20 protein-coding genes and 1 tRNA gene are annotated in these 25,776 nt (G+C 62.1%); 9 read left to right on the forward strand and 12 right to left on the reverse strand.

The window, feature by feature from the left end; translation table 11 throughout:
* The 3 genes from H7007_RS08655 to H7007_RS08665 all read left to right on the forward strand — a co-directional run.
* A partial coding sequence (locus H7007_RS08655) for a hypothetical protein (protein ID WP_287154764.1) occupies positions 1 to 201 on the forward strand: 201 nt, incomplete at its 5' end.
* Positions 202 to 399: 198 nt separating this feature from the next.
* Positions 400 to 579, forward strand: a complete 180-nt coding sequence (locus H7007_RS08660; RefSeq protein ID WP_287154766.1) for a helix-turn-helix transcriptional regulator — start codon at positions 400 to 402, stop codon at positions 577 to 579.
* A 130-nt stretch (positions 580 to 709) separates the two neighbouring features.
* Positions 710 to 1,807: a tyrosine-type recombinase/integrase gene (locus H7007_RS08665; RefSeq protein ID WP_287154768.1), complete on the forward strand. Its 1,098-nt coding sequence runs from the start codon at positions 710 to 712 to the stop codon at positions 1,805 to 1,807.
* A gap of 85 nt (positions 1,808 to 1,892) precedes the next feature.
* Here H7007_RS08665 and H7007_RS08670 read toward each other — a convergent pair.
* Positions 1,893 to 1,967, reverse strand: a tRNA-Ala gene (locus tag H7007_RS08670).
* A 537-nt stretch (positions 1,968 to 2,504) separates the two neighbouring features.
* Between H7007_RS08670 and H7007_RS08675 the strand changes: the two genes are divergently transcribed.
* The 3 genes from H7007_RS08675 (at position 2,505) to H7007_RS08685 (ending at position 6,615) form a co-directional block, all read left to right on the forward strand.
* Positions 2,505 to 2,738 (forward strand): Lrp/AsnC family transcriptional regulator, encoded by a 234-nt coding sequence (locus H7007_RS08675; RefSeq protein WP_287154770.1) that lies wholly within the window; start codon positions 2,505 to 2,507, stop codon positions 2,736 to 2,738.
* A 962-nt stretch (positions 2,739 to 3,700) separates the two neighbouring features.
* Entirely contained in the window at positions 3,701 to 4,924 is a 1,224-nt protein-coding gene (locus H7007_RS08680) for a polysaccharide deacetylase family protein (RefSeq protein ID WP_287154772.1), read from the forward strand.
* A 23-nt stretch (positions 4,925 to 4,947) separates the two neighbouring features.
* Complete coding sequence (locus tag H7007_RS08685; protein WP_287154774.1) at positions 4,948 to 6,615, forward strand: putative glycoside hydrolase; 1,668 nt, start codon at positions 4,948 to 4,950, stop codon at positions 6,613 to 6,615.
* A 319-nt stretch (positions 6,616 to 6,934) separates the two neighbouring features.
* Here the strand turns inward: H7007_RS08685 and H7007_RS08690 are convergent, their stop codons facing one another.
* Positions 6,935 to 9,670: a calcium-translocating P-type ATPase, PMCA-type gene (locus tag H7007_RS08690; RefSeq protein WP_287154775.1), complete on the reverse strand. Its 2,736-nt coding sequence runs from the start codon at positions 9,668 to 9,670 to the stop codon at positions 6,935 to 6,937.
* A gap of 487 nt (positions 9,671 to 10,157) precedes the next feature.
* Here H7007_RS08690 and fbp point away from each other — a divergent pair, with 487 nt between their 5' ends.
* Positions 10,158 to 11,273, forward strand: coding sequence for a fructose-1,6-bisphosphate aldolase/phosphatase (gene fbp / locus H7007_RS08695; RefSeq protein ID WP_287154776.1), 1,116 nt, complete (start codon positions 10,158 to 10,160; stop codon positions 11,271 to 11,273).
* Positions 11,274 to 11,333: 60 nt separating this feature from the next.
* Here the strand turns inward: fbp and H7007_RS08700 are convergent, their stop codons facing one another.
* The 5 genes from H7007_RS08700 to H7007_RS08720 form a co-directional block, all read right to left on the reverse strand.
* The gene (locus H7007_RS08700; protein WP_287154777.1) at positions 11,334 to 13,280 is read right to left on the reverse strand and encodes a C45 family autoproteolytic acyltransferase/hydrolase; all 1,947 of its coding nucleotides are present in this window, start codon (positions 13,278 to 13,280) and stop codon (positions 11,334 to 11,336) included.
* A 950-nt stretch (positions 13,281 to 14,230) separates the two neighbouring features.
* The gene (locus H7007_RS08705) at positions 14,231 to 14,812 is read right to left on the reverse strand and encodes a hypothetical protein (protein ID WP_287154779.1); all 582 of its coding nucleotides are present in this window, start codon (positions 14,810 to 14,812) and stop codon (positions 14,231 to 14,233) included.
* A 15-nt stretch (positions 14,813 to 14,827) separates the two neighbouring features.
* Positions 14,828 to 16,096, reverse strand: coding sequence for an Nramp family divalent metal transporter (locus H7007_RS08710; protein WP_287154780.1), 1,269 nt, complete (start codon positions 16,094 to 16,096; stop codon positions 14,828 to 14,830).
* A gap of 597 nt (positions 16,097 to 16,693) precedes the next feature.
* The gene (locus H7007_RS08715; RefSeq protein ID WP_287154782.1) at positions 16,694 to 17,542 is read right to left on the reverse strand and encodes an SDR family oxidoreductase; all 849 of its coding nucleotides are present in this window, start codon (positions 17,540 to 17,542) and stop codon (positions 16,694 to 16,696) included.
* 84 nt (positions 17,543 to 17,626) lie between these two features.
* Positions 17,627 to 18,229, reverse strand: coding sequence for a 5-formyltetrahydrofolate cyclo-ligase (locus tag H7007_RS08720; protein ID WP_287154784.1), 603 nt, complete (start codon positions 18,227 to 18,229; stop codon positions 17,627 to 17,629).
* A 598-nt stretch (positions 18,230 to 18,827) separates the two neighbouring features.
* On the opposite strand from H7007_RS08720, the gene H7007_RS08725 reads away from it, so the two are divergent.
* The gene (locus H7007_RS08725; protein WP_287154786.1) at positions 18,828 to 19,316 is read left to right on the forward strand and encodes a metallophosphoesterase family protein; all 489 of its coding nucleotides are present in this window, start codon (positions 18,828 to 18,830) and stop codon (positions 19,314 to 19,316) included.
* Positions 19,317 to 19,685: 369 nt separating this feature from the next.
* On the opposite strand, the gene H7007_RS08730 is transcribed toward H7007_RS08725, so the two are convergent.
* The 5 genes from H7007_RS08730 to gltA form a co-directional block, all read right to left on the reverse strand.
* Positions 19,686 to 20,354 (reverse strand): hypothetical protein, encoded by a 669-nt coding sequence (locus tag H7007_RS08730; protein WP_287154788.1) that lies wholly within the window; start codon positions 20,352 to 20,354, stop codon positions 19,686 to 19,688.
* 221 nt (positions 20,355 to 20,575) lie between these two features.
* Entirely contained in the window at positions 20,576 to 21,331 is a 756-nt protein-coding gene (locus H7007_RS08735; RefSeq protein WP_287154790.1) for a zinc-ribbon domain-containing protein, read from the reverse strand.
* Between the two features lie 501 nt (positions 21,332 to 21,832).
* Positions 21,833 to 22,360, reverse strand: a complete 528-nt coding sequence (locus H7007_RS08740) for a nuclear transport factor 2 family protein (protein WP_287154792.1) — start codon at positions 22,358 to 22,360, stop codon at positions 21,833 to 21,835.
* An 11-nt stretch (positions 22,361 to 22,371) separates the two neighbouring features.
* Positions 22,372 to 22,845 (reverse strand): zinc ribbon domain-containing protein, encoded by a 474-nt coding sequence (locus H7007_RS08745; protein WP_287154794.1) that lies wholly within the window; start codon positions 22,843 to 22,845, stop codon positions 22,372 to 22,374.
* Between the two features lie 248 nt (positions 22,846 to 23,093).
* Entirely contained in the window at positions 23,094 to 24,524 is a 1,431-nt protein-coding gene (gltA, locus tag H7007_RS08750; protein WP_287154796.1) for an NADPH-dependent glutamate synthase, read from the reverse strand.
* Positions 24,525 to 24,769: 245 nt separating this feature from the next.
* Here gltA and H7007_RS08755 point away from each other — a divergent pair, with 245 nt between their 5' ends.
* Complete coding sequence (locus H7007_RS08755; protein WP_287154797.1) at positions 24,770 to 25,678, forward strand: DUF4349 domain-containing protein; 909 nt, start codon at positions 24,770 to 24,772, stop codon at positions 25,676 to 25,678.
* The last annotated feature ends 98 nt before the right edge of the window (positions 25,679 to 25,776 follow it).

Raw genomic sequence — 25,776 nt, forward strand, 5'->3', positions numbered from 1 at the left:
CCTCATAACGTCTTCCTTGACAACCCAATAAGGAATATCCCCAGGGCACAAGAGCTGATGGCCTATGTGCCGTCATGTCCTTTTGCCCTTGGTTTGCGATACCGGAGGAAGACGTCGGTGATTTGTCCTCTCCTCCGGATGGAAGGAGTGGAACTTTATCCTGGGGAGCGAAAATTTACAGAAGATTGTGGGCTTTACTGACGATAAGTACTAGAAGCAGAAAAAAAATATTGCACGAAATCATAGAAGCGATAGAGGATCTAAACACCGAAGATCTCGAAGCTCTACTGAGATTGGCCAACTCGCTACGCAAGAACGATTAGAGATAGTGATGAACACAAAGAGTGGAGTCAAGAAAAATGCAGGATTGCCAAAGCTCTGTGAAAGGAGGTGATACGGTTGACCGTTCTGACAGCAAATGAAGTCGCAAGGCTGCTCCGTCTTGCGCCCTCCACCGTCTATGAGATGGCGCGGAGAGGCGACCTTCCCTCGGTGCGCATAGGTAACCGAGTGGTCAGGTTCGTGGCGGAGGACATCGAGCGACTGATAAAGGAATGTGTTGGATCCAATGAAAGGTGAGCAGGGGGGCCAAGGGGCGTTTCGAGGCGCGCACTCCCTGGGTTCCACCTGCTCTATCGAAATAGTATCACAGCCAGCAGGTGGAACCCACCCCCTCACCATTCGTGGGAAGAGAGTGGTGATTTCCGCCATGGCGTCAATACAGAAGAAGTACAGAAAGAACGGGAAACCCGTTTACTACGTAGTCTACAGGATCGGTCATAAGCAGATATGGAAACAGGCAGGGAACCTGATGAGGGATGCTAAAGCCCTCAAAGCCAAGGTTGAATACGAGCTGCAAAGAGGGCTTTATTTCGAGCCCTCCAGAGAGCTTTTCTCCGACTACTCGAAACGTTTCCTGGAGAGCCTAGACGGCAGGGTGAAACCCAACACGCGAGCGGAGTACGAATCGATGCTCAAGCTATATATACAACCTTACTTCGGCAAAATCAGAATGAACAAGATAAACAAGCAGCTGTGCGCGCAATTCGTCGAGCACCTATTAAAAGAGAAAAAGACCTCGGCGGTCAACATCAACCACATCGTCAAGGTCCTGAAAAGGGCCCTAAACCAAGCGGTGCAAGAGGAATATCTGCTTGTCAACCCGGCGAAGGACATAAAACCCCTGCGGGTGGAGAAAAAGGAGAGCGAGTTCTACACCCTCGAGGAGATCCACCGCCTCCTGAATGCCGCCGATGACCCTTTCTCCAGGGCGTTTTTAGCCTTGGCTTGCCTCGGCGGACTTCGCGCCAGCGAGATATCGGGCCTGAAGTGGAAAGACATCGATTTCGAGAACAAGATTGTCTACGTGAGGAGGCAGTATCAGGCGGGCGTCGGCTATCTTTCCCCCAAGAACGACGAGGAAAGGAGCGTTCCCATGGTCAAGGAGCTGATGGAGATAATGGAGGCGCACATGGACAGCCAGGGAGAGCCCAGGGGAGGCGAGGACCCAGTTTTCACGAGGAAGGGGGGCCTGCCCTTCACATCGTACAGAAACTTATACGAGAGGGCGGCGGAAAGGGCGGGGCTCAAGCGGATACGCTTTCACGACCTTCGACACTCCGCTTGCTCGGCCATGATAACCAGCGGCATGCCGGAGCCCATCGTGCAGAGGATAATGGGACACAAGAGCGCCAGCATGACCAGGCACTACACCCACATCCACGCCGACCAGCTGCGCGCGGCGATGAGCAAGTTCGAGGAGGCATTGAAGGAGGTGGATCACGATAAAGAGCAAGGCGAGTGTTAGAAATCTGTTAGAAATCGCCTTTTCGGCAGCCTATGCTAGGAAAGCCTGGCCGGGGCGGATATGCCCTCTGACCAGGCCTTTTATCTGGTGGAGATGAGCGGATTCGAACCGCCGACCTCCTGCTTGCAAGGCAGGCGCTCTCCCACTGAGCTACATCCCCTCAATGTCTTTTCTCTCAAGATGGATTATAAACCATGGTGCTTAAGGGCTCGAGGGAGTCTTTACCGGACCAAGCCGAGACTAAAAGCAGCTCTTTCTTACGCCGTGGCGTTCGATTGCCATCGGGGATCCCTGCTCGGCTGAAGAGAACAGGTTCCGGAGATTTGCCTACATTCATAGTTCGGTTCCCACCACCTGCCCGGAGGTCACGGAAAGGGTGCGAATGTGCGACCTCCGGTTCAAGCCCCGGCATACCGGCGAAAGGGCGTGGCCGGAGCGGGGGATTGGAGATAAGAATGTGGCGGCCATCGAAGCCGATCCTGAAGGTGGGAAAGGCCAATGTCCGCTCTCATGTGTCGGTCGGGATGTCGAGCGAGTTTATACACTGTGAAGTTTGTGAATATAAATATTGAAGCCTTGATGAGATTGAAATCTTGGAGTAAGAACCGGCAGTGCGGTCAAGGGCGATTTATGCCTCGGCGGCATTGCCGAGAGTGGCATACGAGCAAGGGCGACCTGTATGCGGGGAGGTGAGAACATGGAGGCATTCGTTCTCATCAAGGTGGAACCGGGAAAACTGCGGCAAGTGCTGGAAAAGATATCCGGCATGAGGGCGGTTTCCGAGGTCTATTGCGTCACCGGGCCGGACGACATCATCGCCGTGCTGGACTCCGAGGACGCCCGGGGTATCTCCGAAGTGGTCATCTCCGGCCTGCACGGCGTGGAGGGCATCAAGGCCACAAATACGCGGATGGTCGTGGAGATCCCGTAAACCATATTGGGACCTAAGAGCTAAATCCGCTGCGGCCTGGCGAATGGCGATGGCCCGTGTCCTCCGGGATGCGGTCCCTCCGGAAGGAATGGAGTCTGGCCCGTGATCAGGGATGACGTTAAGGCCGATTTTTATCTTCCGGGCTGTTGCCCCTCCGGAAGGAAGGGCCACTAATGGCGATAGCCGCGATATGACTTGGATAAGACAGATAGTGCCATGACAGCCGGCACAGGCGCGTCTTCTTCTGCCGGATTTCCTGATCCATCCAGGAAATACAGGTGCCACTTCATCCCTTTGGCACATCAGGGGGACAGCCCAGAGGCACAATCGATTCCTGTGTATTTAGGCTTCTGGGTTTCAGGTGCACTATGTCCGTTACGCGGCGGATTTTTAAGTGGACGTCGCCCGTCACACGCCACCGATTCCCCTCGGCCTCCTTCAAGGGAAGCCCTTTGATCATCAGCGGAATCAGCGCGCTGTCATCTTCGTAACCGGTTGGCCCAGAGAAAGGCTGGGCGATCATCTTGAATTTCGGGAAATCGAGCGCAAAACGAGGAGCAAAATGAGCGGTCTTTGCTACCGGCGTTGTTGGAGAGCACAGATGCTGATGTTAAACTTATTTAAAATTGAAAACTTGAGCTAAGCCACTCACATGCGGTTGACGCTCGAAATCGGGATAATGAACGATGTGGGCCTGGTAGAGAATAAGCTCCTCGGAGGCATCGGCACCGGGAGCGGTCACGGACAAGAAGAAAGAGAGGGCGAACGGGCACCGGTGAATATGAGGGGGCCCTCAGCGATAGGGCGGACCTGAAGGGGGTTTGTGTCGAAGGGCAATGGCACCGGGAGCGATCACGGACAAGAAGAAAGAGAGGGCGAACAACCGCCTTTAAGGTGAAAGACGTTGGAGTTTGGACGGGCCCGGAAAGAGGCATGTGAGCGGCATTGGCGCTGGAGCGGTCATGGATGAAGAGAGAGACGGCGAATGGACTCCGGTGAGGGAAGGGGGGAAGGCCGGGAGGAAGACGTCCGGCCGTGATGGCCGGTCGCGTGAAAGAAGCACGGCGCCCGGAAGGCCTGCCCCCCACCGGGGGAGACCGTCAAGAGGAAGGGGGCCGGGCAGGAGGGCCCGGGCCAGGAGAAGCCGCCTGAGGTTCACGCGGCGTTTCTACATACTCCTGGGCCTCCTGGTGGGCATAATCCTGCTCGTGGTGTTGGTTCTTTCCCTTTCCGGCGGCAGCGGCGGCGATTTCCGTTCCCTGCAGGCGAGCGTAAAGCTCAGCGACAGCGAGCTCAACCGCCTCAAGGTGAACGAGCTCGGCGCGGTGATGATACTCGCCTATCACCGCATCGGTGACGAGGGCAAGCAGTCTCGTACGCCGGAGAATTTCCTCTCCGACCTGGAATACCTTTACGAGCAGGGCTACCGGTGCATCAGCCTGAGGGAGCTGGTGGCCAACCACATCACCGTCGCGCCCGGCTACACCCCGGTGGTGATCACCTTCGACGAATCCGATCCCAGCCAGTTCCGTTACCTCGAGGAGGACGGACGGCTGCAGATCGATCCCCGTTGCGCCGTGGGAATAATGGAAAGTTTTGCCTCGGAGCATCCGGACTTCAACATGACCGCCACCTTCTTCGTCCTCCCGGAACTCTTCGGGCAGGAGGAGTACGCGGAGGTGAAGCTCCGTTACCTCGTGGAGCGGGGTTATGACATCGGGGTGCATACCCTGAACCATGTGGAACTGGGCGGACTGAGCGACGCGAGGGTCCTCGAGGAGTTGGCCGGAAGCGTGCGCTTGGTGAAGGGGTACCTGCCGGATTACGAGCCTTTCGCCATAGCACTCCCCGGCGGGTCCAGGCCCAGGAACATGTCACTCCTTGACCACGGGGAATACGAGGGAGTGAAAATCGCTTTCGTCGCCGCTCTTCTGGAGGGCAGCAACCCCGCCACGGCGCCTTGCGACCGCAATTTCGACCCCCTGAATCTGCCTCGCGTGCTGGCCATGGATCCCTCCCTGGACACCTCGGACAGCGGCCTCTACGCCTGGCTGCGATATTTCATGGAGAATCCCGAGAGGCGCTATGTGAGCGACGGCGATCCCTTCACCGTGACTGTTCCCAAGCACATGGAAGACCGTGTGGACAAAGAGAAGCTTGGGGACAGGCGGCTGCGGCTGTACTGAATATCGTATAATCAAAGACAAACATGATTTACGACAGGCGCAGGAAGAGGATCTTCGCCCGCCGCTCGCTGGCCGCGCGGCTTGTTCCACGTGCCAAGATAACCGGTAAACGCGTTTACCGGCCCCCAGCTGAACGCTCCGTTTCCAGCCGCCGCCTGAGGCTTACCCCGAGGGCTCTGTGGGGAATAGCCGGGTTGGCCGTGCTCCTGCTTCTTGTCCTCCTCCTGACCGTCGGGCGCGGAAAGCCGGCGGTGAGATCGCTGGTGCCCGAGAAAGGGGCTCTGGTCTCCGGGTCGCCCCTGACGGTCAGGGTGGAGTTGAAAAAGGGCCTTCCCCCCGACCAGGTCCGGTTGACGGTGGACGGGGAGGACCTCACCGAGAGGGCGGCGCTGGGAGACGGAATGCTCACCCTGGAGGCCGGGCTGCCCGATGGGGAGCACAGGGTGGAGGTCACGGTCAAGGACAAGATGGAAGCATATTCCAATTTCGTGGTGGACAACACCCCTCCCGATCTGCTGGTGGAAGGATGGGACCTCAGGGACGACGGCATAACGGTGATATCCGGCAGGGTGGAAGGGGCGAGTGCCCTATATCTCGAGGACAGGAAGGTGAGGTTTGCCGATGACGGCACCTTTAACCTGGAGGTGAACCGCAACGAACTTACCTCCGTGAGGCTGTCCGCTGTGGACGCGGCGGGAAACCGGCGCGAGATGGTGGTGGATACCGCTCCACCGCCTCAGGTCAAGGGAGTGCACGTCTCCATCTGGGTGGCGGCCAACCTCGACCTTTTCCGGAAGATGGTGGATCTGGCCAAGCGGACGGAGCTCAACGGATTGCAGATCGACATAAAAGACGAAAGCGGGCTGGTAGGTTATGCCAGTCAAGTCCCCCTGGCGGAGGAGGTGAACAGCCACCTCAAGAAGGGAGGCGTGGACATCGAGCGGGTGATGGACAAGTGTTGGTACAACGACATCTATCCCATCGCGCGCATCGTTTGCTTCAAGGACCCCATAGTGGCCTCCAAGCGCAAGGACCTGGCCGTCCACGCCCGCGGCGGAGGCCTCTGGGGCAACGGTCAGTGGCTGGACCCCTACAACCGCGAGGTGTGGGAATACATCCTGGGCCTGGCCCAGGAAGCGGCGCGCAAGGGCTTCAAGGAGATCCAGCTGGATTACGTTCGTTTCCCCTCCGACGGCGACGTCACCACCTGCGTTTTCCCCGCCGACGACGGTCGGGGGAAGGAGGAAACCCTGGTGGAGTTCCTCAAGTACATGAGGGAGGGCTTGAAGCCACTAGGGGTGGTCCTGTCCGCGGACGTCTTCGGCCTGACCGGCTCCCATCAGGGGACCATGGGTATCGGCCAGGACGTAACGGCCATGGCCCGTTACCTGGATTACCTCTCGCCCATGGTCTATCCGTCGCATTACAACCCGGGCGAATACCAGATAAAGGACCCGGAATCCAATCCCCATGACACCGTGTACATGAGCCTTGTCGACTTCCAGAAAAAGCTGGAGGGTACGGGGTGCAAGCTGCGCCCCTGGCTGCAGGATTTCTCCCTGCGGGTCACCTACGGGACATCCCAGGTGCAGGCCCAGATGCGCGCCTGTTACGAGCTGGGGATAGACGAGTGGCTCCTCTGGGACCCCAACTGCACATACACCGAGGGAGCACTCCAGCCCGCAGAATGAGACGGCTCGCAAGCAACTCTTTGGGGTCGTGAGTTAAGGCGCATTGCAGGGCGAAACCGACCTTTCGTTCACTCCTCACACGATAGTCCGGCTTAAAGGCGTTGTCGGTTCGCGCTCTCACCGGGTGAATCGGCTCAGCCCTTAATCGAGGGCCTTCGCCGGAGGCGAGATCTTACTCTTGGGAACAGAGGACACACAGGGCATCCTCCGATTCTTGTGTGGTTCACAATCAAAATTGAATAGACGTTCCCTTTAAGGGTCTTCTCAAGAAACAATCCTCACTGTTGAGGCGTAGGGGGGACACTGAGCGCTCGCCGGTTCATGTGATGCTCGGCTTCCGACGGAGAAGGATCTTCAGGCGGTCGATGAGGGCCACCGGGAAGAGGGAACAGGCCAGGGCCAGTCCCCATCCGGAAGGGCCCATGTTCACCGTCCCGAAGAGGCGCATCAGCGGGGGGACGGTGACCACGAGCACCTGCAGGCCGGCGGAGGCGGTCAGGGCGGCCAGAAGGGCTCGGTTGTCGGTGTGGGACATCTCCGTGAAGGTGAGGGTCTCGGAGCGTGAGTTAAAGGCGTGCAGGAGCTGGGAGAGGACCAGGGTGGTGAAGACCACCGTCTGGGCCATGGCCACGTGGGAGGGGAACATAACGTACCGGGAGATGAAAAAGGCGGCCAGCGCTCCCAGAGAGAGGATGAAGCCCTGCGTCAGGATGTGAACCTGCTTCTCCCAGGAGAGTATGCCTTCCGAGGGGTCTCGCGGCGGCCGGGACATGATGTCCGGAGCGGGAGTGTCCACTCCCAGGGCCATGGCCGGGAAGCCGTCGGTCACCAGGTTCATCCACAGGACCTGCACCGCCCGCAGGGGGGTGACCGAGGCGAAGAGCATCCCCAGGAACATGGTCACTACCTCGCTCATGTTGCAGGAGAGCAGGAAGTAGATGAACTTCTTCAGGTTGTCGTAGATGACGCGACCTTCTTCCACGGCGTTGACGATGGTGGCGAAGTTGTCGTCGGAGAGGACCATGTCCGAGGCTTCCTTGCTCACGTCCGTCCCGGTGATGCCCATGGCCACGCCGATGTCCGCGTTCTTGAGCGCCGGGGCGTCGTTGACACCGTCCCCGGTCATGGCCACCGTTTTGCCGCGGCTCTTCCAGGCACGCACGATCTTCACCTTGTCCGCCGGCGAGACCCGGGCATAGACGGCGATGTCCTCCACGCGTTCGGCCAGCTCCTCCTCGCTCATGCGCGCCAGCTCGGGGCCGGTGATCATCTCCATACCCGGGGTGAGGATGTTCAGCTCGCGGGCTATAGCCCGGGCCGTGGCGGCGTGGTCGCCGGTGATCATCACCACCCGGATACCGGCGCGCCGGCACTTGTCCAGGGCTTCGTAAACTTCCGGACGCGGGGGATCCATCATCCCCACCATGCCCAGGAAGGCCAGCCCCCTCTCCAGCTCCTCCGGGGTGATGTCTTTGGGTATTTCTTCCAGGGGGCGGCAGGCGAAGGCCAGGGTGCGCAGGGACCGCTCCGCCATGTCCTCCACCAACCCTTCCAGGCGCGCCTTTTCCCCTTCGGAGAGCTCCCGCGGCCCTTCCGGAGAAAGGACCCGGTCGCAGCGTTCGAGGATGGCTTCCGGCGCGCCCTTGCAGAGGAGGAGATAGGGGAACCCCGGCTCGGGGAATCCGGGTAGGGCGAGGGGATGACCTCCCTCGGCGGCTACGGTAGCGTCGGAGACCTCGTGGATGGTGCTCATCATCTTCCGCTCGCTCTCGAAGGGGATCTCCTCCACCCGGGGGAGGAAGGAGGCGGCCTCCTGGCGGGAGAAACCCAAGTCGCGGGCCATGCGCAAAAGCCCCACCTCCGTGGCCTCGCCCAGGAACTCCCCCTCCTGCTCGCGGGCGTCGTTGCAGAGCACGGCGGCGGTGAGGAGGGCATGGACTCCCGGCATCCCCCTCGCTTCACCCGGTCCCAGGTCTTGGGTCCGCAAAGGGGGCCCCTCGGGGACGTGCAACTCCTGGACCTCCATCTGGTTGCGGGTGAGGGTCCCCGTCTTGTCGGTGCAGATGACGTCGGCACAGCCCAGCGTCTCCACCGCCGGAAGGCGCCGCAGCAAGGCGTTGCGGTCGGCCATGCGCCTCACCCCGAGGGCCAGGGCTATGGTCACGATGGCCGGTAGCCCCTCGGGTATGGCGGCCACAGCCAGGCTCACCGAGAAGAGGAACATCTCGGACCATTCCTGGCCCCGCAGCCCCCCCAGGAGGAAGACCACCGCGCAGACGCCGAGGCAGAGCAGGGCGATGCGCTTGCCCGTCCTGGCCAACTCCTTCTGAAGGGGGGTCCTCTCCTCCTCCGCCTCGCCGATCATCTCCGCGATGCGGCCCAGCTGGGTCTTTTTCCCCGTCTCCACAACCACCGCGGTCCCCCGCCCGTGGACGATGTGCGTTCCGGTGAAGACCATGTTCAGGCGGTCGCCGAGGGGCAGGTCCTCTCCACGGAGGGTCTCCGGCCTCTTGTCCACGCTGTCCGATTCACCGGTCAGGGAGGCCTCATCGGCACGCAGGCCGTGGGACTCCAGCACCCGCGCGTCGGCGGGGATGCGGTCGCCGGCCTCGAGGAGGATGAGGTCGCCGGGTACCAGATCCTGTGAGGGGATCATGCGTTCTTTTCCCTCACGGACGACTCTGGCCGTGGGTGCGCTGAGCCTGCGCAGGCTTTCCAGCGCTTTTTCGGCGCGGAATTCCTGGATGAAGCCCAGGATGCCGTTGGCCATCACGATGAACATGATCACCGCCGCGTCCAGGAACTCGCGGAGTATAAGGCCGGAGATGAGGGCCGCGGCGATAAGCACGTAGATCATGAAGTCCCTGAACTGGTTGAGGAAGATGGAGAGGGGATGGGGTGGTTTCTCCTCCCGGATGCGGTTATGGCCGTAGGCGCGCAGTCTGGCGGCGGCCTCCTCCTCGGAAAGGCCCTCGGAGGGCGAACACCCCAGGAGCTCCAGCACCTCGGGCACTTCCAGGCAATGCCAGTCGGTTTCCTTTTCCCTGAGGATCAATCTCCAAATCCTCCGTTAAAGGGGGCGAGGGCGGTTTCGCGCCTCTGTCCTATACGGCAGGCCATGTTCGGGATTGATAGTACCGCCGGCGCAACACCTTCGCCTTCTCAGCGGGGCCTTTTCCGGCCCTGCCCGCACGGAAAGCTAACGGGAGGCGAACGCCTTTCACGCGGCGGGTAGCCCGGTCTAGTCCTCCTCCCGCTTTATCCAGTGACGACCGCCTCGTCGGGGTCGTTTACCACCGCGTTCCGCGGACGACCGGGAGAGGCCCGCCGTGCCCTCTCCCGCGGGCAAGTTTTTGAAATAGTAGCGCATTGTTATTATAATTGCGATTGTGCGGCTCGAACGCCGTGAGTGTCTTGACCGTCGGTTTCTCGAAAGCAAAACGCGGTTTTTGATTTTGGACGGGGAATGATGGGACCGAAGAGCCGGAGCCCTTCGCGCTCCGGCGTTCACGGGTGGAAAGGTATCGGAAGGAGGTAGGGAAATGAAGGTGACCCTGAGTATAATCAAGGCCGACGTGGGGGGATATGTCGGCCACTCCGACGTGCATCCGGCCATGCTCAGCCGGGCACGGGAGGCCCTGGCGGAGGCCAAGGAGAAGGGGATCATCATCGATTATTGCCAGGCCAAATGCGGTGACGACATCGCCCTGATCATGACCCACGACAAGGGGCCGGACAGCGAGGAGATACACCGTTTCGCCTGGGAGACCTTCGAGGCGGTCACCGAGATCGCCAAGGAGCTCGGCCAGTACGGGGCAGGTCAGGACCTGCTCACCGACGCCTTCTCCGGCAACCTGCGGGGAATGGGGCCCGGCTTCGCGGAGATGGAGTTCGAGGAACGCAAATCCGAGCCTGTGATCTGCTTCCTGGCGGACAAGACGGAGCCCGGTTCCTGGAACTTCCCGCTGTACAAGATGTTCGCCGACCCCTTCAACACCGCGGGCCTGGTCATCGACCCCTCCATGCACGACGGTTTCCGCTTCGAGGTCCACGACCTCATCGAGGAGAAGAAGATCATCTTCAGCTGCCCCGAGGAGCTCTACGACATGCTGGTCTTCATCGGGGCGCCCTCCCGGTACGTCATCAAGCATGTCTTCCGCAAGGGCAGCGACGAGCCGGTGGCGGTGACCTCCACCCAGCGCCTCTTCCTCATGGCCGGGCGTTACGTGGGCAAGGACGACCCGGTGATGGCCGTGCGCTGCCAGAGCGGGCTCCCCGCCGTGGGGGAGGTGCTGGAGCCCTTCGCCTTCCCCTACACCGTGGCCGGCTGGATGCGCGGGAGCCATCACGGTCCCTTCATGCCCGTGGGGACGGACTGGGACACGCCTACGCGCTTCGACGGACCTCCGCGGGTGGTGGCTCTGGGCTTCCAGCTCAAGGATGGGAAACTTGTGGGCCCGAGGGACATGTTCGCCGACCCATCATACGACAACGCGCGGCGGAGAGCGCTGGAGATCGCCGATTACTACCGTCAGCACGGGCCCTTCGAGCCGCACCGCCTCCCCCTCGACGAGATGGAGTACACCACCATGCCGGCAGTGGTGGAGAAGCTCAAGGACCGCTTCGTGCCCCTGGTGGGCGCCGAGCGCGACCACTGATGGGAAGAACTTGCCGGCCGGGGCAATACCCCGGCCGGTTTTTTCATGGGGGATTCCGTCTCAGCGGAGGAAGTCGTCGAGGTCCGCGTGGGCCCAGGGTTGGTCGTAATAACCGTGCAGTGACCACATCTCCCGGGACGTGTTGTCCATGAGGACGTGGTGTCCCTTCACGGATTGCGTGGTGTCTGTCCCGTAGTAGTCGCACCGCGCCGGGTTGAGGAAGTCTATTGTCCACAGCCCGCGGAGATGGTCTATTCTGCCGTACCCCTCCTCGAGGAGCCCCAGCATTGTGAGGTACCTCCATATGGAGTCGGCCTTCTGGGGTCGCAGGGAGGGAAAGGTGATGGCCTTCCAGAGAAGGACATAGTGGTTGGTCATGGCCACCAGGTCGGGATGGCTCTCACCCTGCAGGGGCAGGATCTGTCCCAGTGTGGAATTACCGTTTTCTTCCATTCGGCGGAGGAGGTCCACAAGGCCCTGTGGGTCGGTGTAGGCCATCCCCCTCACCATGACTCCCTGCTCGTCCGGTACGCCGGCTTCACCGAGGGCGGCTCGAAGGTCGGGAGCGGTGAGGTTTGATGGGGTCCCGTGAGCGCAGCACTCCGCGGGTCTCGAGACGCTTCCCTGCGGGAAGAGCCAGGGAAAAAGGGCCTGCAGGAGCCCGGAGAAGAACCTGCTGAGGTAGGATTTGAAGAGATCCTCGGGAGGGGCCAGGCTGCTGGCGGTGGTCTCGAGCACCACGGCCTGCCCGCTCTTCCCATCGGCGAGCATGTACAGCCAGGGTACAGCACGGTCGGAGTCCCGTATGAGGGAAACGGCTTCCTCCAGCGACCCGCCGTACTGGACGGCCTTGCGGCAGAGGAGCAGGGTCCCCTCGCCGGTTATGATGGGCCGGAAGAGCACCGAGGCCACCATGTCCATGCCGCAGCTCACGCCCTGGGAGTTGAGGGCCGTGGGCACTCCCACGAACCCCGGGGCCGCGGAGGCGATGAAGGGGAATCCGTTCTCCGGCCTGTGCACGATGAGCAGTGCCTCGTCGGAGAACACGCCCCCTCCCGTGGGGAACATGAAGTCGCGTCCGTGGAAGGTCCTGCCGTCCAGGGTGGCATTCCCCGAGGCGGCGAATTCGTTGCAGAAGATGGCGGCGAAACCCACGAAGACGCTCTCCAGGACGTCGAAGCCCAGGTTGAGGGTCAGGACGTCTTGGAAAGTGACGTCGTAGCCCTCCTCGCGGCAGCCGTCGGACAAGCCTCGCATCTCCTCGAGGAATTCGCGCGGAACGGCATCCATATTGGCGGTGACGATGAGCTGCAGTACGGGCCAGAGGAAGCGCACCAGGTCCCGGATGGTCTGGGGATCGAGGTCTATGCCCACGCCGGGCAGCATCTCGGCGATGAGGTTGAAGATGAAGTCGTGGGTCATGCGGTAGACGGACCGGGGGCACAGCCTGCCGGCGGCGTATCCTCTCCTGTAGGCATCCCCCTCCAGGTAGAGCAGCCTCTTACCCGCCTCGTTCTCCGCCAGGTAGGATTTGCCGCATGAGGCCACGGGCAGGTAGAGGTCGGAGGAGATGGGGTTGGAGAGGCGCCCGTAAAGGACGTCTATCCTCGCCGACGCCGGCCGGCTCGTGCGGTGTCCGTCGCTCACCACCAGCTTGACGCGGTAGACGCCCTCGACGTCCGCCATGAAACAAGGTTTCGGGGAGGTGGGGTCGCTCAACTCCGCGGCGCTGCCCGGGGGCCTGGAAGCCAGGGTCCACAGGAAGGTCAGGTTTTCGCCTTCCGGATCCCGGCTTCCCGTGCCGTCCAGCTCCACCTTCTCCCCCTTGACCGCTTCTTCCGGTGCCTTTATGGAGGCCACAGGGCGGCGGTTCGCGGCCGTCTTCGTCCCCGCCTGGGCGGCCCCCGGCAGGGGGTAGGCGAAAATGAGGAGAAGTAAGGCAAGCGAATACACCGCAGGCCTAAAAAGCCTCGAGAATCGGCCGGGAGCGCGTACCAGGTCCGCCATCAGAATCCCCCCTTGTCGGCAATCCCCTTAGTTACCGGAACACTTTCGGCATCCGGAACTACTGATAAGTTGTGATGTTGACTGTATGGTTTATTATGGAGTCCGTATTACGTAAAAAGTTAGCATAGGCGAAGCGGGATAATCAATCCGTGAGACCTTTTCCGCTCGCGGGCCTGGACGAAAGCGCGCTACGTGGCCTTTTGTTTCCTCCTCCCTGCATTCCCGGGTTTTATGGCCGTTTTTCGGGATTCGTTCCCGAAAGACGCAGGAGTTCCATGAGCGCAAGAGCATGGGAACATGTAGGAATCGCTAGGAGTGAACCTCGAATAACCCCGTCGGTTCCGTGAGTGCAGGGGGGAGACTCGTTCTAACCATTGCCGGGTATTGGCTTTCACCAAAGATACCCCGGATCATGAACAATGAGGAGTAGAGCATGCAGGAATTCCCGGGCCTGATCCCTAAAAGACCCCGCCGTTCCCACGAGTATAGGAGGGGCAGAGCATGAAAAATCGCCGGGCGTTATCTCTCTTGAGAGGCCCTACCACTCACGCGGAATAACGTGCTCCCTCCCCATTCCAAAAAAGGAAAATGGTCCTGTTCACCCTTGAGCCCGAGGGATACCGGGGCCGATGCGGCCGAATAACTCGGTTCCCGCTCAACTTTATAAGGAGTCGAGTGTGAATATGAAGCCGTGTGTGGTCCCTCCCGAGGCCCATGTCAACGGGGCCCGGTGAGTCGGCACTCTGGTGCATTGGCCCTTGAGCCCCTTACCTGGAGGGCGAGGTGATGCCTCCATCTTTACGAACGGGGTCTTCCTCGCCCGGAGTGAGGCAGGCGATAACGGCTTTTTCCTCGCCTTGTTATCGGGATCTGGAAAGAGCAAGGTCCTCGAAGCCGGGCTGACAGCGGGGAGGCGCGGAGTGGCTATATACCCTACGGGGTATCACATTTCAAGACCTGACCCCTATTACTATGGCTTCCTCGTCCACGCGGAGGATGGCCTCGTAGGGGATGACGTTCACCTCGCCCGCGCGGCGGTAGCGTTTCCTCAGGCGGCGCACCAGCTTTTGGACCCTCTTCCCGGTGGGGAACCATTCCATGCCTACCTGCAGCCCTTCTAAAAAGAGCAGGATGCCCTCCTGCCTCAGGATCACGTCGTCCACGCGGTGCAGGCGATTGCCGTTTTCGTCGACGATCTGTTTGTTGAGGATATCCCTGCGCAAAAATACCCTGCCCTCGCTGGAGACGGGCGCGAAATCGGGGTGCGGGCTGCGGAGATAGACCGCCTCAGGCTGAAGGGATTCCACTTCGGACCAGGGCAGCAGGAGCACGATGTCCTCCACGGGGCGGGGAAGGACCATTTCCCCGATGCGGTCGATCCAATCCAGGTGCACGGCCAGTTCGGAGACCGCGGACCTGCTAACGGCCATGTCCAGGGCAAGGTCCTCGACGTGCCCCACTTCCTTATCCTCGCTGTCCCGCACCTCCTTTCTTATGAATTCCTGCAGGGATATGGTCGGCTCATCCTTCAATCTCCACCTCCTGAATCAACCGGCCGGGAAGAAAGTGGACACGATCATGGCCAAAGTGAGTACGGTGAGGAGGCCGGTAACCGCCCACATTATCGTGTTCAACCAGGGCGGGTTGACGAACTCGCCCATGATATCGCGGTCGTTCACCAGGGTCAGCATACAGAATAGTATCACCGGCAATAGTATACCGTTCATGGTCTGGGAGACCACCATCAAAAGGACCAGGGGGATGCCGGGGATCATCACCAGCACGGCGCTCCCGATGATGAAGAAGGTGTATATGAAGTAGAACTGGGGCGCTTCCTCGCGCGACCGGTCCACGCCCGATTCCCAGCCGAAGGCCTCGCAGACGGTATAGGCTGTGGAAAGGGGAAGGATGGAGCCGGCGAAGAGCGAGGCCACCAGCAACCCGAAGGCGAAGAGGTAGGAGGCGTTGTTCCCCGCGATGGGAGCCAGGGCCTTCGCCGCTTGTTCCGCCGAGGTGATGGTGGTGGCTCCCACCTGGGGGTTGTTGAAGAACGCCGCGCCGCAACAGATGACGATGAACATGGCCACCATGGTCATGAGCACGGAACCCACCGCGGTGTCCAGTCTCTCGTAGCCCAGCTTGGAGGCGTCCAGGCCCTTATCCACTATGGAGGCCTGCTGGTAGAACTGCATCCATGGTGCTATGGTGGTCCCCACGATGGTCACGGTGAGGGCCAGGTAGGAGGCGTCGAAGCGGGGAGAGGGCGTCACCAGCGCCTTCCCGACCTCGCCCCAGTTGGGTCCCGCGAGAACGGCGGATATGATGTAGGAAATATATACCATGGAGGCGATGAGGAAGACCTTCTCCACACTCTTGTAGGTACCCTTGACGACCAGCCACCAGACCAGGGCGGCCAAGGGCGGGACAGCCAGATAAGGGGGGACGTGAAAAAGCTGCATGCCGGCCGCGAGGCCGGCGAAATTGGAGATGGTATTGGCGAAGTTGGTGATCAAGAGGATGAGCATGATGAAGGATGTCAGGCGGATGGAGAACCTCTCGCGAATGAGCGCCGCCAGCCCTTTCCCGGTCACCATGCCCATGCGCACGGTCATCTCCTGCACCAGGGCGAGGAGGATGGCGGTGAAGGTCAGGACCCAGAGGAGTTCATACCCGAACCGCGCCCCGGCGACGGAATAGGTGGCTATCCCTCCGGCATCGTTGTCCACCATGGCGGTGATGATGCCGGGGCCTAAAACGGCCAGGAAGACGAGTATCTCCCTGCGGCCCAGCCGCCTGCGCCCTTCCCTGCCGGGCATGGTTCTCCTCCAAGCCTCGATCACCCCTGTCCTCGTGAAAATGCGGCGAAAAGTCCTGGTTGATTATACCCCACGGGCTAAGGCGGGAAAAACCGCGGTGGGGGACGGAGGGCGTAAGGAGAAAAGCGCGGTAAGCGGGAACGCGGATCTCCTTGCTCTAACCCGACAGGCGGACCGAAAAAACAAAGCTGGAGACCCCCAGCCATTCCCTCGCACCCTTTCACCGTGGTCGGAATTCCTCGCCCGGGACCCGTTTGCCTCGCTCCGCATCGGGCAGGGAGCAAGATGGATTGGATATGTAATGATCCTTCCCGTTCGGGAATAGGACTCGATTTTGCCTGGGCAGAGACGGTGCTTATTAGGCTCCGCGACCAAGCACCCTTTCATATTAGGAGACTGGACTCCATCTTATCGGAGCACAAGAGGGGATCGTCAGGCTCTTCCATCACGAAACCCTCCACGTGCTGGAGCGGTGCTCGATCATATCTAAGACAAGGCGTATCCTGAGGATGAGCCGACCGAGGCGGGATTTTCTGTGCCACATCTCGTGGGGGTGTGGCCTTTGGAGGCTATCATGCGCCGGGAGAGACGTGGCCGTCAAGCCTGCGAGGTTTGACCTCCCCGGGTCAGGAAGCGGTCTAGGCACCAGGTCATGAAGCGCATCGCAAGAACATACCCCGGAGGGAAGACGCGCTTGAGGAGGTAGAGCATCCTAACGTCCGGGGAGGTGAAGACCATGAACCTGTTCTTCTCGATGGACCGGATGATGAGGCCGGCCACCTTCTCCGGAGGGTCGGCGTGCCTTCGGAAGAGGGCGCGGCCTCTCTCGCAGGCCCGCGGGTCGGCGTTGATCTCAACCGTGTCGATGATCCCCGTGTTCACCGCTCCGGGGAGTATCACGCTCACCCCGATGCCGTGCTTGCGGAGGTCGAAACGCAGGACCTCCGAGGTGCCCACCAGGGCGTGTTTGGTTCCGGCGTAAACCATGTGCCAGGGCAGGCCGATGACCCCCGCCGCCGAGGAGACATTGACGATGTGCCCGCCCCTCCCCGCGCGCACCATCTCCGGTACGAAACATTCAATGGTGTGGTAAGGTCCCCACAGGTTGACGTTCACCACCCTCTCCCACTGCTCGTGGGTGGTGTCCTCGACCTGTGAGAAAAGGGCCACGCCGGCCACGTTGGCAAGGATATCCAGGGGGCCGAACCGGGAGTGAACCTCCTCGGCAAACCCCTTCACCGCCTCATAATCCGATATGTCCAGGACCCTGGCGAGGCAGACCTCCCCGCCCGTCTCCTCGATCCTGCGCCGGGTCTCCTCGAGGCCTGGCCCGTTGATGTCCGTGATGAAAAGCCTGGCCCCCCTCTCCGCCATGGCCACCGCCGTGGCCCTACCGATGCCGCTCGCAGCGCCGGTTACCAGCGTCTTCCTGCCACGGATTTCCACCTTTCCCCCTTTCTCTCGCCTCGGGTATCAATGGAGGCGGTCTCTTTCCTTTTGCGTCTCGTGCAGCGATCATGAAGCCCTGCATCATTGATGCAGGGAGCAGACGGAGGGGCAGTCTATGACCCGATTCTCGGTGACGATCTTGTGCACGTGGCGGTCATGGTCGGCACAGGGGACGTGCTCCACGACCTGCAGCTCGAAGGCCACGGCTATGAGCCTGCAGCGGGGGCTGCACTTCTCCAGGAAGCGGTCGTAATAGCCACCCCCGTAACCCAGCCTCCCGCCGGAGAGGTCGAAGGCCACCCCGGGCATGAGGACCACGTCGATCTCCTCCGGGGGTACGGGGCGAAGGCACTCGTGCCTGGGCTCCAGGATGTCGTAGTTCCCCGGGCGGAGGTCGTTCTCCAGGTCCAGGAGCTGAGAGGCCACCATGGACTTGTCGTCCGCGTTGGTACAGGGGACGCAGGCCCGCTTCCCTTCCTCGAGGGCGCGCCGGATCATGGGCAGGGTGTCTACCTCGCTGCGGAAAGAGATGAAGAAGAGGACCGTCCGCGCGGAGGCGAACTCGGGCACGGACCACAGGTTCTCGGCGATGCGCTCGGAGAGCTCCTTCCTCCGCTCCGGGGGAAGGGCGTCGCGCAGTTCCTGGACCTTCTTGCGCAGTTCCTTCTTCCTCTTATGAATCATCCGGTTACTCCTTCGGTCCGGGGTTATTATAGCAGAGCCCTTCCAAGCGGGTGAGAAAGATGAGGCCGGTAAGGGGGATCCGAAGCTTCAGCACTCTCCGAGGATGCCCCCTTGCCGGCAATTGCCCCGATCGCGGTCGGGCGACGAATCGATTGCCCCGATCCTGCCTGGGAATGAAAGCACGATTACCGGAATCCTTGCCGAATCGGGTCCCGCTCCACCCTCGCCGGCCGCGAGCGGGTTGCGGCCCTTCGCCCTTAGACTCCCTGTAACCGGCGCCTTACGCCGCGGCTTTCAACAGCCGGAGCGGGGAGGGAGCGGCCGGGAAAGGGGCTTTCCGGCAATGGGGCGTGGTCCGGTACAGGCCCTCGGGAACGGGCATGGGGAGTGTAGAATTAGGGAAAGGACAGTGATTGGGGAAAGGGCCGCGGTGAAAGCACGGGAGAGAGTTCGCTTTTATGGCGGGCGGTGTTGCTAGGCGGGGGTTGCCCCCGCTGAGGGTGAGAGTCGAGCTTCGCGTAGGAAGAGGTGACGCGGCGCCCGTGCTGTTGCCGAGGGATGCCCTCCGGCCGAGGAGATTTTCGGGGGTGAGCTAGAGATGAAGAGGGTGGTGGCCATATCCGATACCCATATCCCGAAGGTAAAAGAAGACCTTCCTCCCTCACTCGTGGAGGCGCTGCAGGGGGCGGACCTCATAGTGCATGCCGGTGACTTGGTGGACATCTCCGTGCTGGACCGGCTGCGGGAGCTGGGGACGGTGGTCGCGGTGGCCGGGAACATGGACTACCCCAGCGTGAGGGCCGTGCTGCCGGAGGCGAGGGTGGTTGAGGTGGAGGGCAAGCGCATAGGCGTGACCCACGGCAGCGGGCCGCCCCTGGGGATCGAGCGCCGGGTGCTCTCCCGCTTCGCCGGGGTGGACGCGGTGGTCTTCGGGCACACCCACTCCGCCCACCTGGAGGAGAGGAAGGGGGTCCTGCTGGTGAACCCCGGGACTCCCAACGACCGCCGCTTCTCCCGCCGTCTCTCCTACGCCTTGCTGGAGGTGGACGAGGAGGGCATAAGGCCGGAGATAGTGTGGCTGGACTGACCGCACACGTACCTTTGAGGCCGGGGTGAGCCTTTGACTTTCGGACCGGAAGGCGTGCGGTGAAGAGGGAGCCGGAGGCGGAGGGCAGTCGGCCCTTATGAGATGCGGCTTGTGGTCTCTCCCGCAAGCTACGGACGTCCGGTAGCGGGAACGGAATGTACCAAGGCGACCTTCTCGGAAGGCGCCTCCATCTGATCCCCGGAGCCAGTCCTGGTTCTGGAGGGGTCGTTCTCGGAGGCGAGGGAAAGGGAGAAGGCCGTAAAGTGAGGGGAAAGAGAAGGACTGTCGACCGCTTCCAGAGCCTTTCCGTTCGACCGTGAGGCGTGTTCTGGGTTAAATAAAAGGGTTTCGGGGAGAAGCCCTAAGGCATTATCGGGAGACTTCCTCGCCCCATGCCTTTTCCTCGGAGAGGTCGAGGCCGCCCACGACCACCCAGCGGCCCTTCCCGGCGATGTCCGCGAAACGCTCCCGGTACTCGTCCATCCGCGCCACCTGTAGGAGGGGGTCGTTCACCGGGTCCTCGTACCAACGGAGGTATATCTCGCCCTCTTTGTCCTTGAAGCTGTCCGTCTTGTACTCCACGGTGCCGAACATCTTCTGCCCGATGTAGCGGATCTTGCCGTCGGTTATCTTCACCACGGCGCTCTCGCCCTCCACCTTCTCCGCTTCCTCCAGGACGACACCGTTGAACTCCGCCTCCCACTCCCGGGAGTTCCACCTGTCCTCAAGGTCTCGGAGCTGTTCGGGCCCTATGAACTGCCCGGTGGGGTCCATGAGCAGCTCGGGGTTCACCACCTCGAGGAAATAGGCGAAGTCACGCCCGTTTTCGGGGTTGCGCGCCCCGTCCTCGCCCTCCTTCCATTCCATGGATTTGAACCATTTCTTCACCACGGTAACGGGGCTTCTGTCCTGGGGGTCGAATTCGTCCTTGAAGGAGGAGCCGCTCTGCCATCCCGCGCATCCGGCGAGCAGGAGGAGGAGCAATGCGGCCGCGATATACACGGCCAGGCGCTTCCCACGCGATCTCATCATCTCCATCCCGCTTTCCGCCTTCGGTAGGGTTCCTTGACCCTCTCCGTCCTACTCCGCCGGGTCCGCTTCCGAGCGCGTTCCCGTGCGAGCTCCGTATAAGTATAGAGTAAGCGTCCCGTACTGTCAGCAAGTAAGCGTCTTGCGCCGCATCTCGCGCTTTCCGCACCGGACGGCTTTTCCGGGCGCTCGCCGACCTTTCCTTCGGGGACGCTCGGCCTGCAAAAGCGTCACTCGCCCTGGCCGCCCTCTCCCTCCAGCTCCGGGAACTCGGGCTGTTCGCCCGGCACCTCCTCCACCAGGTAGGGGAGCTTGGCGGTCGGGTAATCCTGGATCACCCAGTTGCCCTCCACCCTGACCAGCCGGATCAGCCGGGGGTGCTGGGAGAAGTCGACCCCGCCGCTCCTGGCGCCGTCGCGGTAAAAGCCCTCGAAGTAGCCGCCCACGACCTCCACCTCGGCGTAGTCGCCCTCCTCCTTCACCAGGCGGGTCTTAAGGCCATCGACCACGTAGGAGTCGTAATCGATGCCCTCGGTGTAGGGGTCGGGCTCGTATTCCCCCTTCTGGGCCAGTTTGTACACCTCGGGTTCGGTCAGCTTGAGGTAGGCCATCACGTCCTTGTCCTTTATGGCCCGGTAGAAGTCCTTGACCGCCTTCTCCGGCGCGCTCTCGCCGCCGCGGAACACGGTGATGGCCAGGACGACGACGGCCACCAGGACGACGAGGCCGAGAAGGACCACGCCGGATCTCAGCGATGAGCGGCGCCGCCGCACCCGGCGGAGGCGCCTTTCCACCTCCGCACGGTCGACGCCCTCCTTCTCCAGCTCCAGGCGCAGGCGGGCCGCCTCGCGCATGGTCTTCCTGCGGGCCCTGGCCTTGGCGGCCTCCAACCCGGCGATCTTCTCGCCGCATTCCTCGCAGTAGCGGCGACCCTCGGGGTTCTGGTATCCGCAGTTGGGACAGCGCAAGTTCTCCTCCTCTTCCAACTCGCCTTAATCTGGAAATATATTCCTCTTAAACTCCGGCCGCACCGGGCCGCCTATCCTTCACGGTCGGCGCCGACAAGGAACTGACGCCTCCGGGGCCCTTTTCGTGTTTCCCGGAAGCCCCGTTCGGCTTACGGCCGCACCTCCGTCTCGGTGCGACCTCACTGCCGCCCCGGGATCGGTTCCGTGGCCCTCGCCTTCCACTCCACGCAGGGCGCACTTCCATACACATCATAAATCCTGACCCGGCGTCGCATCCCGACCCATTGAAATCTTTGCCGGCTGGTATCGGAATCCCTTTAGTCCCTGGTTGCGGCCGGAGATGACGCGCGCCTTCGTCGAGTACTCTGCACGGGAGGTTGGAGCGCTGCTTCCTCCTCTACAGCGGTATTCCGCCTGGTTTCTCCCTCTCTTTGACGCCCCGGCCGGTCCCGCGGTTTCCCTTTTGCTCGCACGCCGGGAAGGCTCGGCGCGCTGGTGACCTTTCCGGAGTTCTACCCTTCACTCCCGGCAAGCGGTCTCCAGCGCGTAGAGAACGTAGAAGTCCAGGGCCTCCAGGTACCATTCCCCATCCCTCTTCACCAGGTAGAGCGGGACGAACTCCTCCCGGGAGAAGTCGATCTCCCCCTCCTTCACCCAGCGGCCGTCCTTGAGGCGGTAATAGGCACACTTTCCTCCGACCGCGGTCACCAGCGCATGGTCGGGATCCAGGGCGCGCGAGCTCAACTCCAAGTCCTCGAAGCGAAAGCGCCAGTCCGGTGTCCCGTCGAGGAAGCGGCGCCGCAGCTCGTCCCACTCCCGGCGTGTCCTCTCCTCGCCCTCCACTTTCCTCCTGGCCTCGGGGCTCACGAAGGAGCGCATGGCGTCGAAATCCTGGGCCTGAACTGCACCCAGAAAATGGTAAACAGTGGCCTGCGGCGATTCGCGCCCGCACCCCCCAGCCGGGAGGGCGGCGAGGGCCAGAATGGCGGCAAGGAGGACGCACCCGGCTCCGGGAAATCGCGGGCCCGCTTTACCCCCGGATACCATACGCGGATTTTCTACCCACCTATCCTCGTCCCGCAGTTGGGGCAGAACACCGATCCGGCGGGAACCTCGGCGCCGCACGAAGGACAGGCTGCGGTACCCGGCTGGGGAGCCGCCTGGGGCGGCGCCGGAGCGGCAGCCGTGGGAGGCGGGGGAGGCGGGGGAGGCGCGGGTTGAGCCGCCGCCGCGGGAGTACCTGCGACCTGTGCCTGCTGGGCGGCCTGCCTCTGGGCTTCCACCTGCTTTTCCAGCTCGATTATCTGCCATTCCAGGTTGAATATCTGGTCAACCTGGGGTCGCAGGGCGTCGGGGTTCGGCCGGTTTTCCCGGAACTGGCTGAGCAGTGCCTCTCCCAGTTGGGTCACCAGCTCCGTCCTCTGCTTGCGCAGGGAGCTTATCTGCGCCTTCTGCTTGGTGGAATCCAAGGCCTGGTCCAGCTGGGCGCCAAGGCTGGAAGCCTGTTCCTTCAACTTGTCAAAAAATCCCATATCCTTCACCTCTTTCCGTGTCGAAGAACCGCCGACGCGTCCTTCCGAGAAGAGCACGACTCAAGACCTATTATAAGCCACGCTCGGATTCACATCCCTGGGGAAGTGAGTGGAGCTCTTCTGCGGCCGGCTGCCGGGGCGTGAAAAGGTGATAGGCGGGACGCGTTCCGGGATTCCCACTAGCGTTAAACGCTCCGTGATGTCCTCAAGGCCGGGTCACTCTCCACGCCGCAGGGTGGTCACAGCGCTCAGAACGGCGGCTCCTCCCCGGTGAGGAGACGGTGGATGGCCCGGGCCGAGCGCTTCCCGGCTCCCATGGCCTCGATCACCGTGGCCGATCCGGTGACGATGTCTCCGCCGGCGAAGACGTTGGGTATGGAGGTCTGTCCCGTGTCCGGGTCGGCGTCGATGTACCCCCACCTGTTCAGCCTGAGCTCGGGTATGGTGGAGGGAAGGAGGGGGTTGGCCCGGGTGCCGATGGCCATGATGACCAGGTCGACCTCCATCTCGAACTCGGAACCCGGCACCGGCACCGGGCGCCTCCTGCCGCTCTCGTCCGGCTCGCCCAGCTCCATGCGTATGCATTCCATGGCCCGCACCCACCCCTTCTCCCCCAGGATGCGCTGGGGAAGGGTGAGGAACTTGAAGCGCACCCCCTCCTCGGCAGCGTGGGCCACCTCCTCGGCCCGGGCGGGCATCTCGGCCCGGGAGCGGCGGTAGACGATGGTCACTTCCTCGGCTCCCAGGCGTAGCGCGGTGCGGGCGCTGTCCAGGGCCACATTGCCTCCCCCGATCACCGCCACCCGCCGGCCGCGCTTTATGGGGGTGTCGTATTGGGGGAAGAGGTAGGCCTTCATGAGGTTGGAGCGGGTCAGATACTCGTTGGCCGAGTACACGCCGTTGAGGTTCTCCCCCGGTATATCCATGAACATGGGCAGCCCGGCCCCGATGCCGATGAAGGCGGCGTGGTAACCGGAGTCCAGGAGTTCCTGCAGGGTGGTGGTGCAGCCGATGACCTGGTCCAGGAGGATCTCCACTCCCAGACTGCGGATGTACTCCACTTCCCTCTCCACGATGCTCTTGGGAAGGCGGAACTCCGGTATGCCGTAGGTGAGGACGCCGCCTGGGGCGTTGAGGGCTTCGAAGATGGTCACCTGGTGTCCCATGCGGGCCAGGTCTCCGGCGCAGGTGAGGCCCGCTGGCCCGGAGCCGATGACCGCCACCCGTTTGCCGGTGGGAGGGAGTACGGGAGGCACAGGGACGTTTCCCTGCGCCGCTTCGAAGTCGGCGGCGAAGCGCTCCAAGCGGCCGATGGCCACCGGCTCCCCCTTCTTGCCCAAGGTGCACTCCGCCTCGCACTGCGTCTCCTGGGGACATACCCGGCCGCAGATGGCGGGGAGGTTGTTCTTCTCCTTAAGCTTGGCCGCCGCCCCCAGGAAATCGCCCTTCTCTATGGAGGCGATGAAGGTGGGGATGTCGATCTCCACCGGGCACCCGGCAACGCAGGGTTTCTTGCGGCACTGCAGGCAACGGGAGGCTTCCGCCACGGCGTCTTCCTCGCGGTATCCCAGGGCTACCTCGTCGAAGTTCCCGGTCCTCGCGCGGGGGTCCTGTTCGGGCATGGGGTGGCGGGGCTCTCCGGAGCCGCGCCCGCGTTTTTCCTTTCCCTCTTTGTCCATGGTCCCCTCCTTTCCGCCGGTATTTTAGCACGCACAAACCTGCGTGTAGGATGGCGGGTGTTCTAATCGATAGGCGGGGGGCTAGGCATCGGAGTTTGGGGAGAGGAGGGCTATTCCACAGGATACCGTGGCATGCCGGAGTCCGGAATCGGCGCATGCGCCGACGAAGTCCCAGGAAAAGGGAACCATTGAGCTGGAAGCATCATCCATTACTAAGGAGGACGGGACGGGGAAAGGAGGCTCTCATGGGCCGGGGGATTAAATGGAAGATATTGTCAACTACGATTGTCGTGCTCTTGCTGGTGGCCGGGATTTTCATCCTCGGCTGCGGGGGACGCGAGGCGGAGGTGTCCTCCGAGGGGGGTAAGGGAGTCACGGAGAGCGGCGGGGAGGCGGAAAAGCCTCTCCTTGCCGGGGAAGCGCCGTCGCGGGAGCAGGCTTATCCAACCACCGAAAGACCCGGAACCTCCGCCCTCCCGGAGGTCAAGGCCAGGGTCATAAAGACCGGGCTGGTGAAGATGAAGACAGACCGGGGTGGATATACGGGGATACGGGAGGACGCCATGGCCCTGGTCACCGCGGCCGGAGGCTACATACAGGACGAGAGCTCAAGCCGGGACGAGGACGGCCTGGTCCATGCCACTCTCACCCTGCGCGTGCCGGCGGAGGCCTTCGACCGTATCATGACCGACATCTCTTCCCTGGGGGAGGTCCTCTCCACCCAGGTGAACACCAGCGACGTGAGTGCGGAATACGTGGACCTGGAGGCCAGGCTCAGGCACCTCCAGGCGGAAGAGGCCTTTTACCTCACCCTCATCGGGAAGGCAAGCACAGTCCAGGAGATGGTCACCATAAGGGAGCACCTCTCCTCGGTACAGCTGCAGAAGGAGCAGGTGCAGGGCCGCATCAATTACCTCGACAGCCAGACGCAGTATTCCACGCTCACCCTCTCCGTGGACGAGGCGGGGCCGGAGGAGAAAGGCGGATTCTGGAATTCAGTGGGCCGCGCCTTCAGGGCCTTCGCCCGCGGCATGCGCGCCCTGGCTCTGGCCCTCTTCTATGTCCTCCCCTGGGTGGTACTGGCGGCCCTGTTGGGCCTGGTCGTCTACTTCGTGTCACGGGGGAGGAAAGGGAAGCCCGCGGAGGGGGAGTAGCCGGGAGGGAGGGCGATCACCGCGCATAGCGGGAGTCTTCCCGGGAGAAACAGAATCGCGTTCGCGACCCTGCGAGCCGTGTGTCGTGGAAGCTTTCA

Source organism: Candidatus Solincola tengchongensis (genome assembly GCF_015711935.1).
Lineage (GTDB): Bacteria > Actinomycetota > Geothermincolia > Geothermincolales > RBG-13-55-18 > Solincola_A > Solincola_A tengchongensis.

Coding starts and splice junctions, on each gene's coding strand:
- H7007_RS08665 (WP_287154768.1), top strand. CDS start 710: ATGGCGTCAATACAGAAGAAGTACAGAAAGAACGGGAAACCCGTTTAC.
- H7007_RS08675 (WP_287154770.1), top strand. CDS start 2,505: ATGGAGGCATTCGTTCTCATCAAGGTGGAACCGGGAAAACTGCGGCAA.
- H7007_RS08680 (WP_287154772.1), top strand. CDS start 3,701: ATGGATGAAGAGAGAGACGGCGAATGGACTCCGGTGAGGGAAGGGGGG.
- H7007_RS08685 (WP_287154774.1), top strand. CDS start 4,948: ATGATTTACGACAGGCGCAGGAAGAGGATCTTCGCCCGCCGCTCGCTG.
- fbp (WP_287154776.1), top strand. CDS start 10,158: ATGAAGGTGACCCTGAGTATAATCAAGGCCGACGTGGGGGGATATGTC.
- H7007_RS08700 (WP_287154777.1), bottom strand. CDS start 13,280: ATGGCGGACCTGGTACGCGCTCCCGGCCGATTCTCGAGGCTTTTTAGG.
- H7007_RS08710 (WP_287154780.1), bottom strand. CDS start 16,096: ATGCCCGGCAGGGAAGGGCGCAGGCGGCTGGGCCGCAGGGAGATACTC.
- H7007_RS08720 (WP_287154784.1), bottom strand. CDS start 18,229: ATGATTCATAAGAGGAAGAAGGAACTGCGCAAGAAGGTCCAGGAACTG.
- H7007_RS08725 (WP_287154786.1), top strand. CDS start 18,828: ATGAAGAGGGTGGTGGCCATATCCGATACCCATATCCCGAAGGTAAAA.
- H7007_RS08730 (WP_287154788.1), bottom strand. CDS start 20,354: ATGGAGATGATGAGATCGCGTGGGAAGCGCCTGGCCGTGTATATCGCG.
- H7007_RS08740 (WP_287154792.1), bottom strand. CDS start 22,360: ATGGTATCCGGGGGTAAAGCGGGCCCGCGATTTCCCGGAGCCGGGTGC.
- H7007_RS08745 (WP_287154794.1), bottom strand. CDS start 22,845: ATGGGATTTTTTGACAAGTTGAAGGAACAGGCTTCCAGCCTTGGCGCC.
- gltA (WP_287154796.1), bottom strand. CDS start 24,524: ATGGACAAAGAGGGAAAGGAAAAACGCGGGCGCGGCTCCGGAGAGCCC.
- H7007_RS08755 (WP_287154797.1), top strand. CDS start 24,770: ATGGGCCGGGGGATTAAATGGAAGATATTGTCAACTACGATTGTCGTG.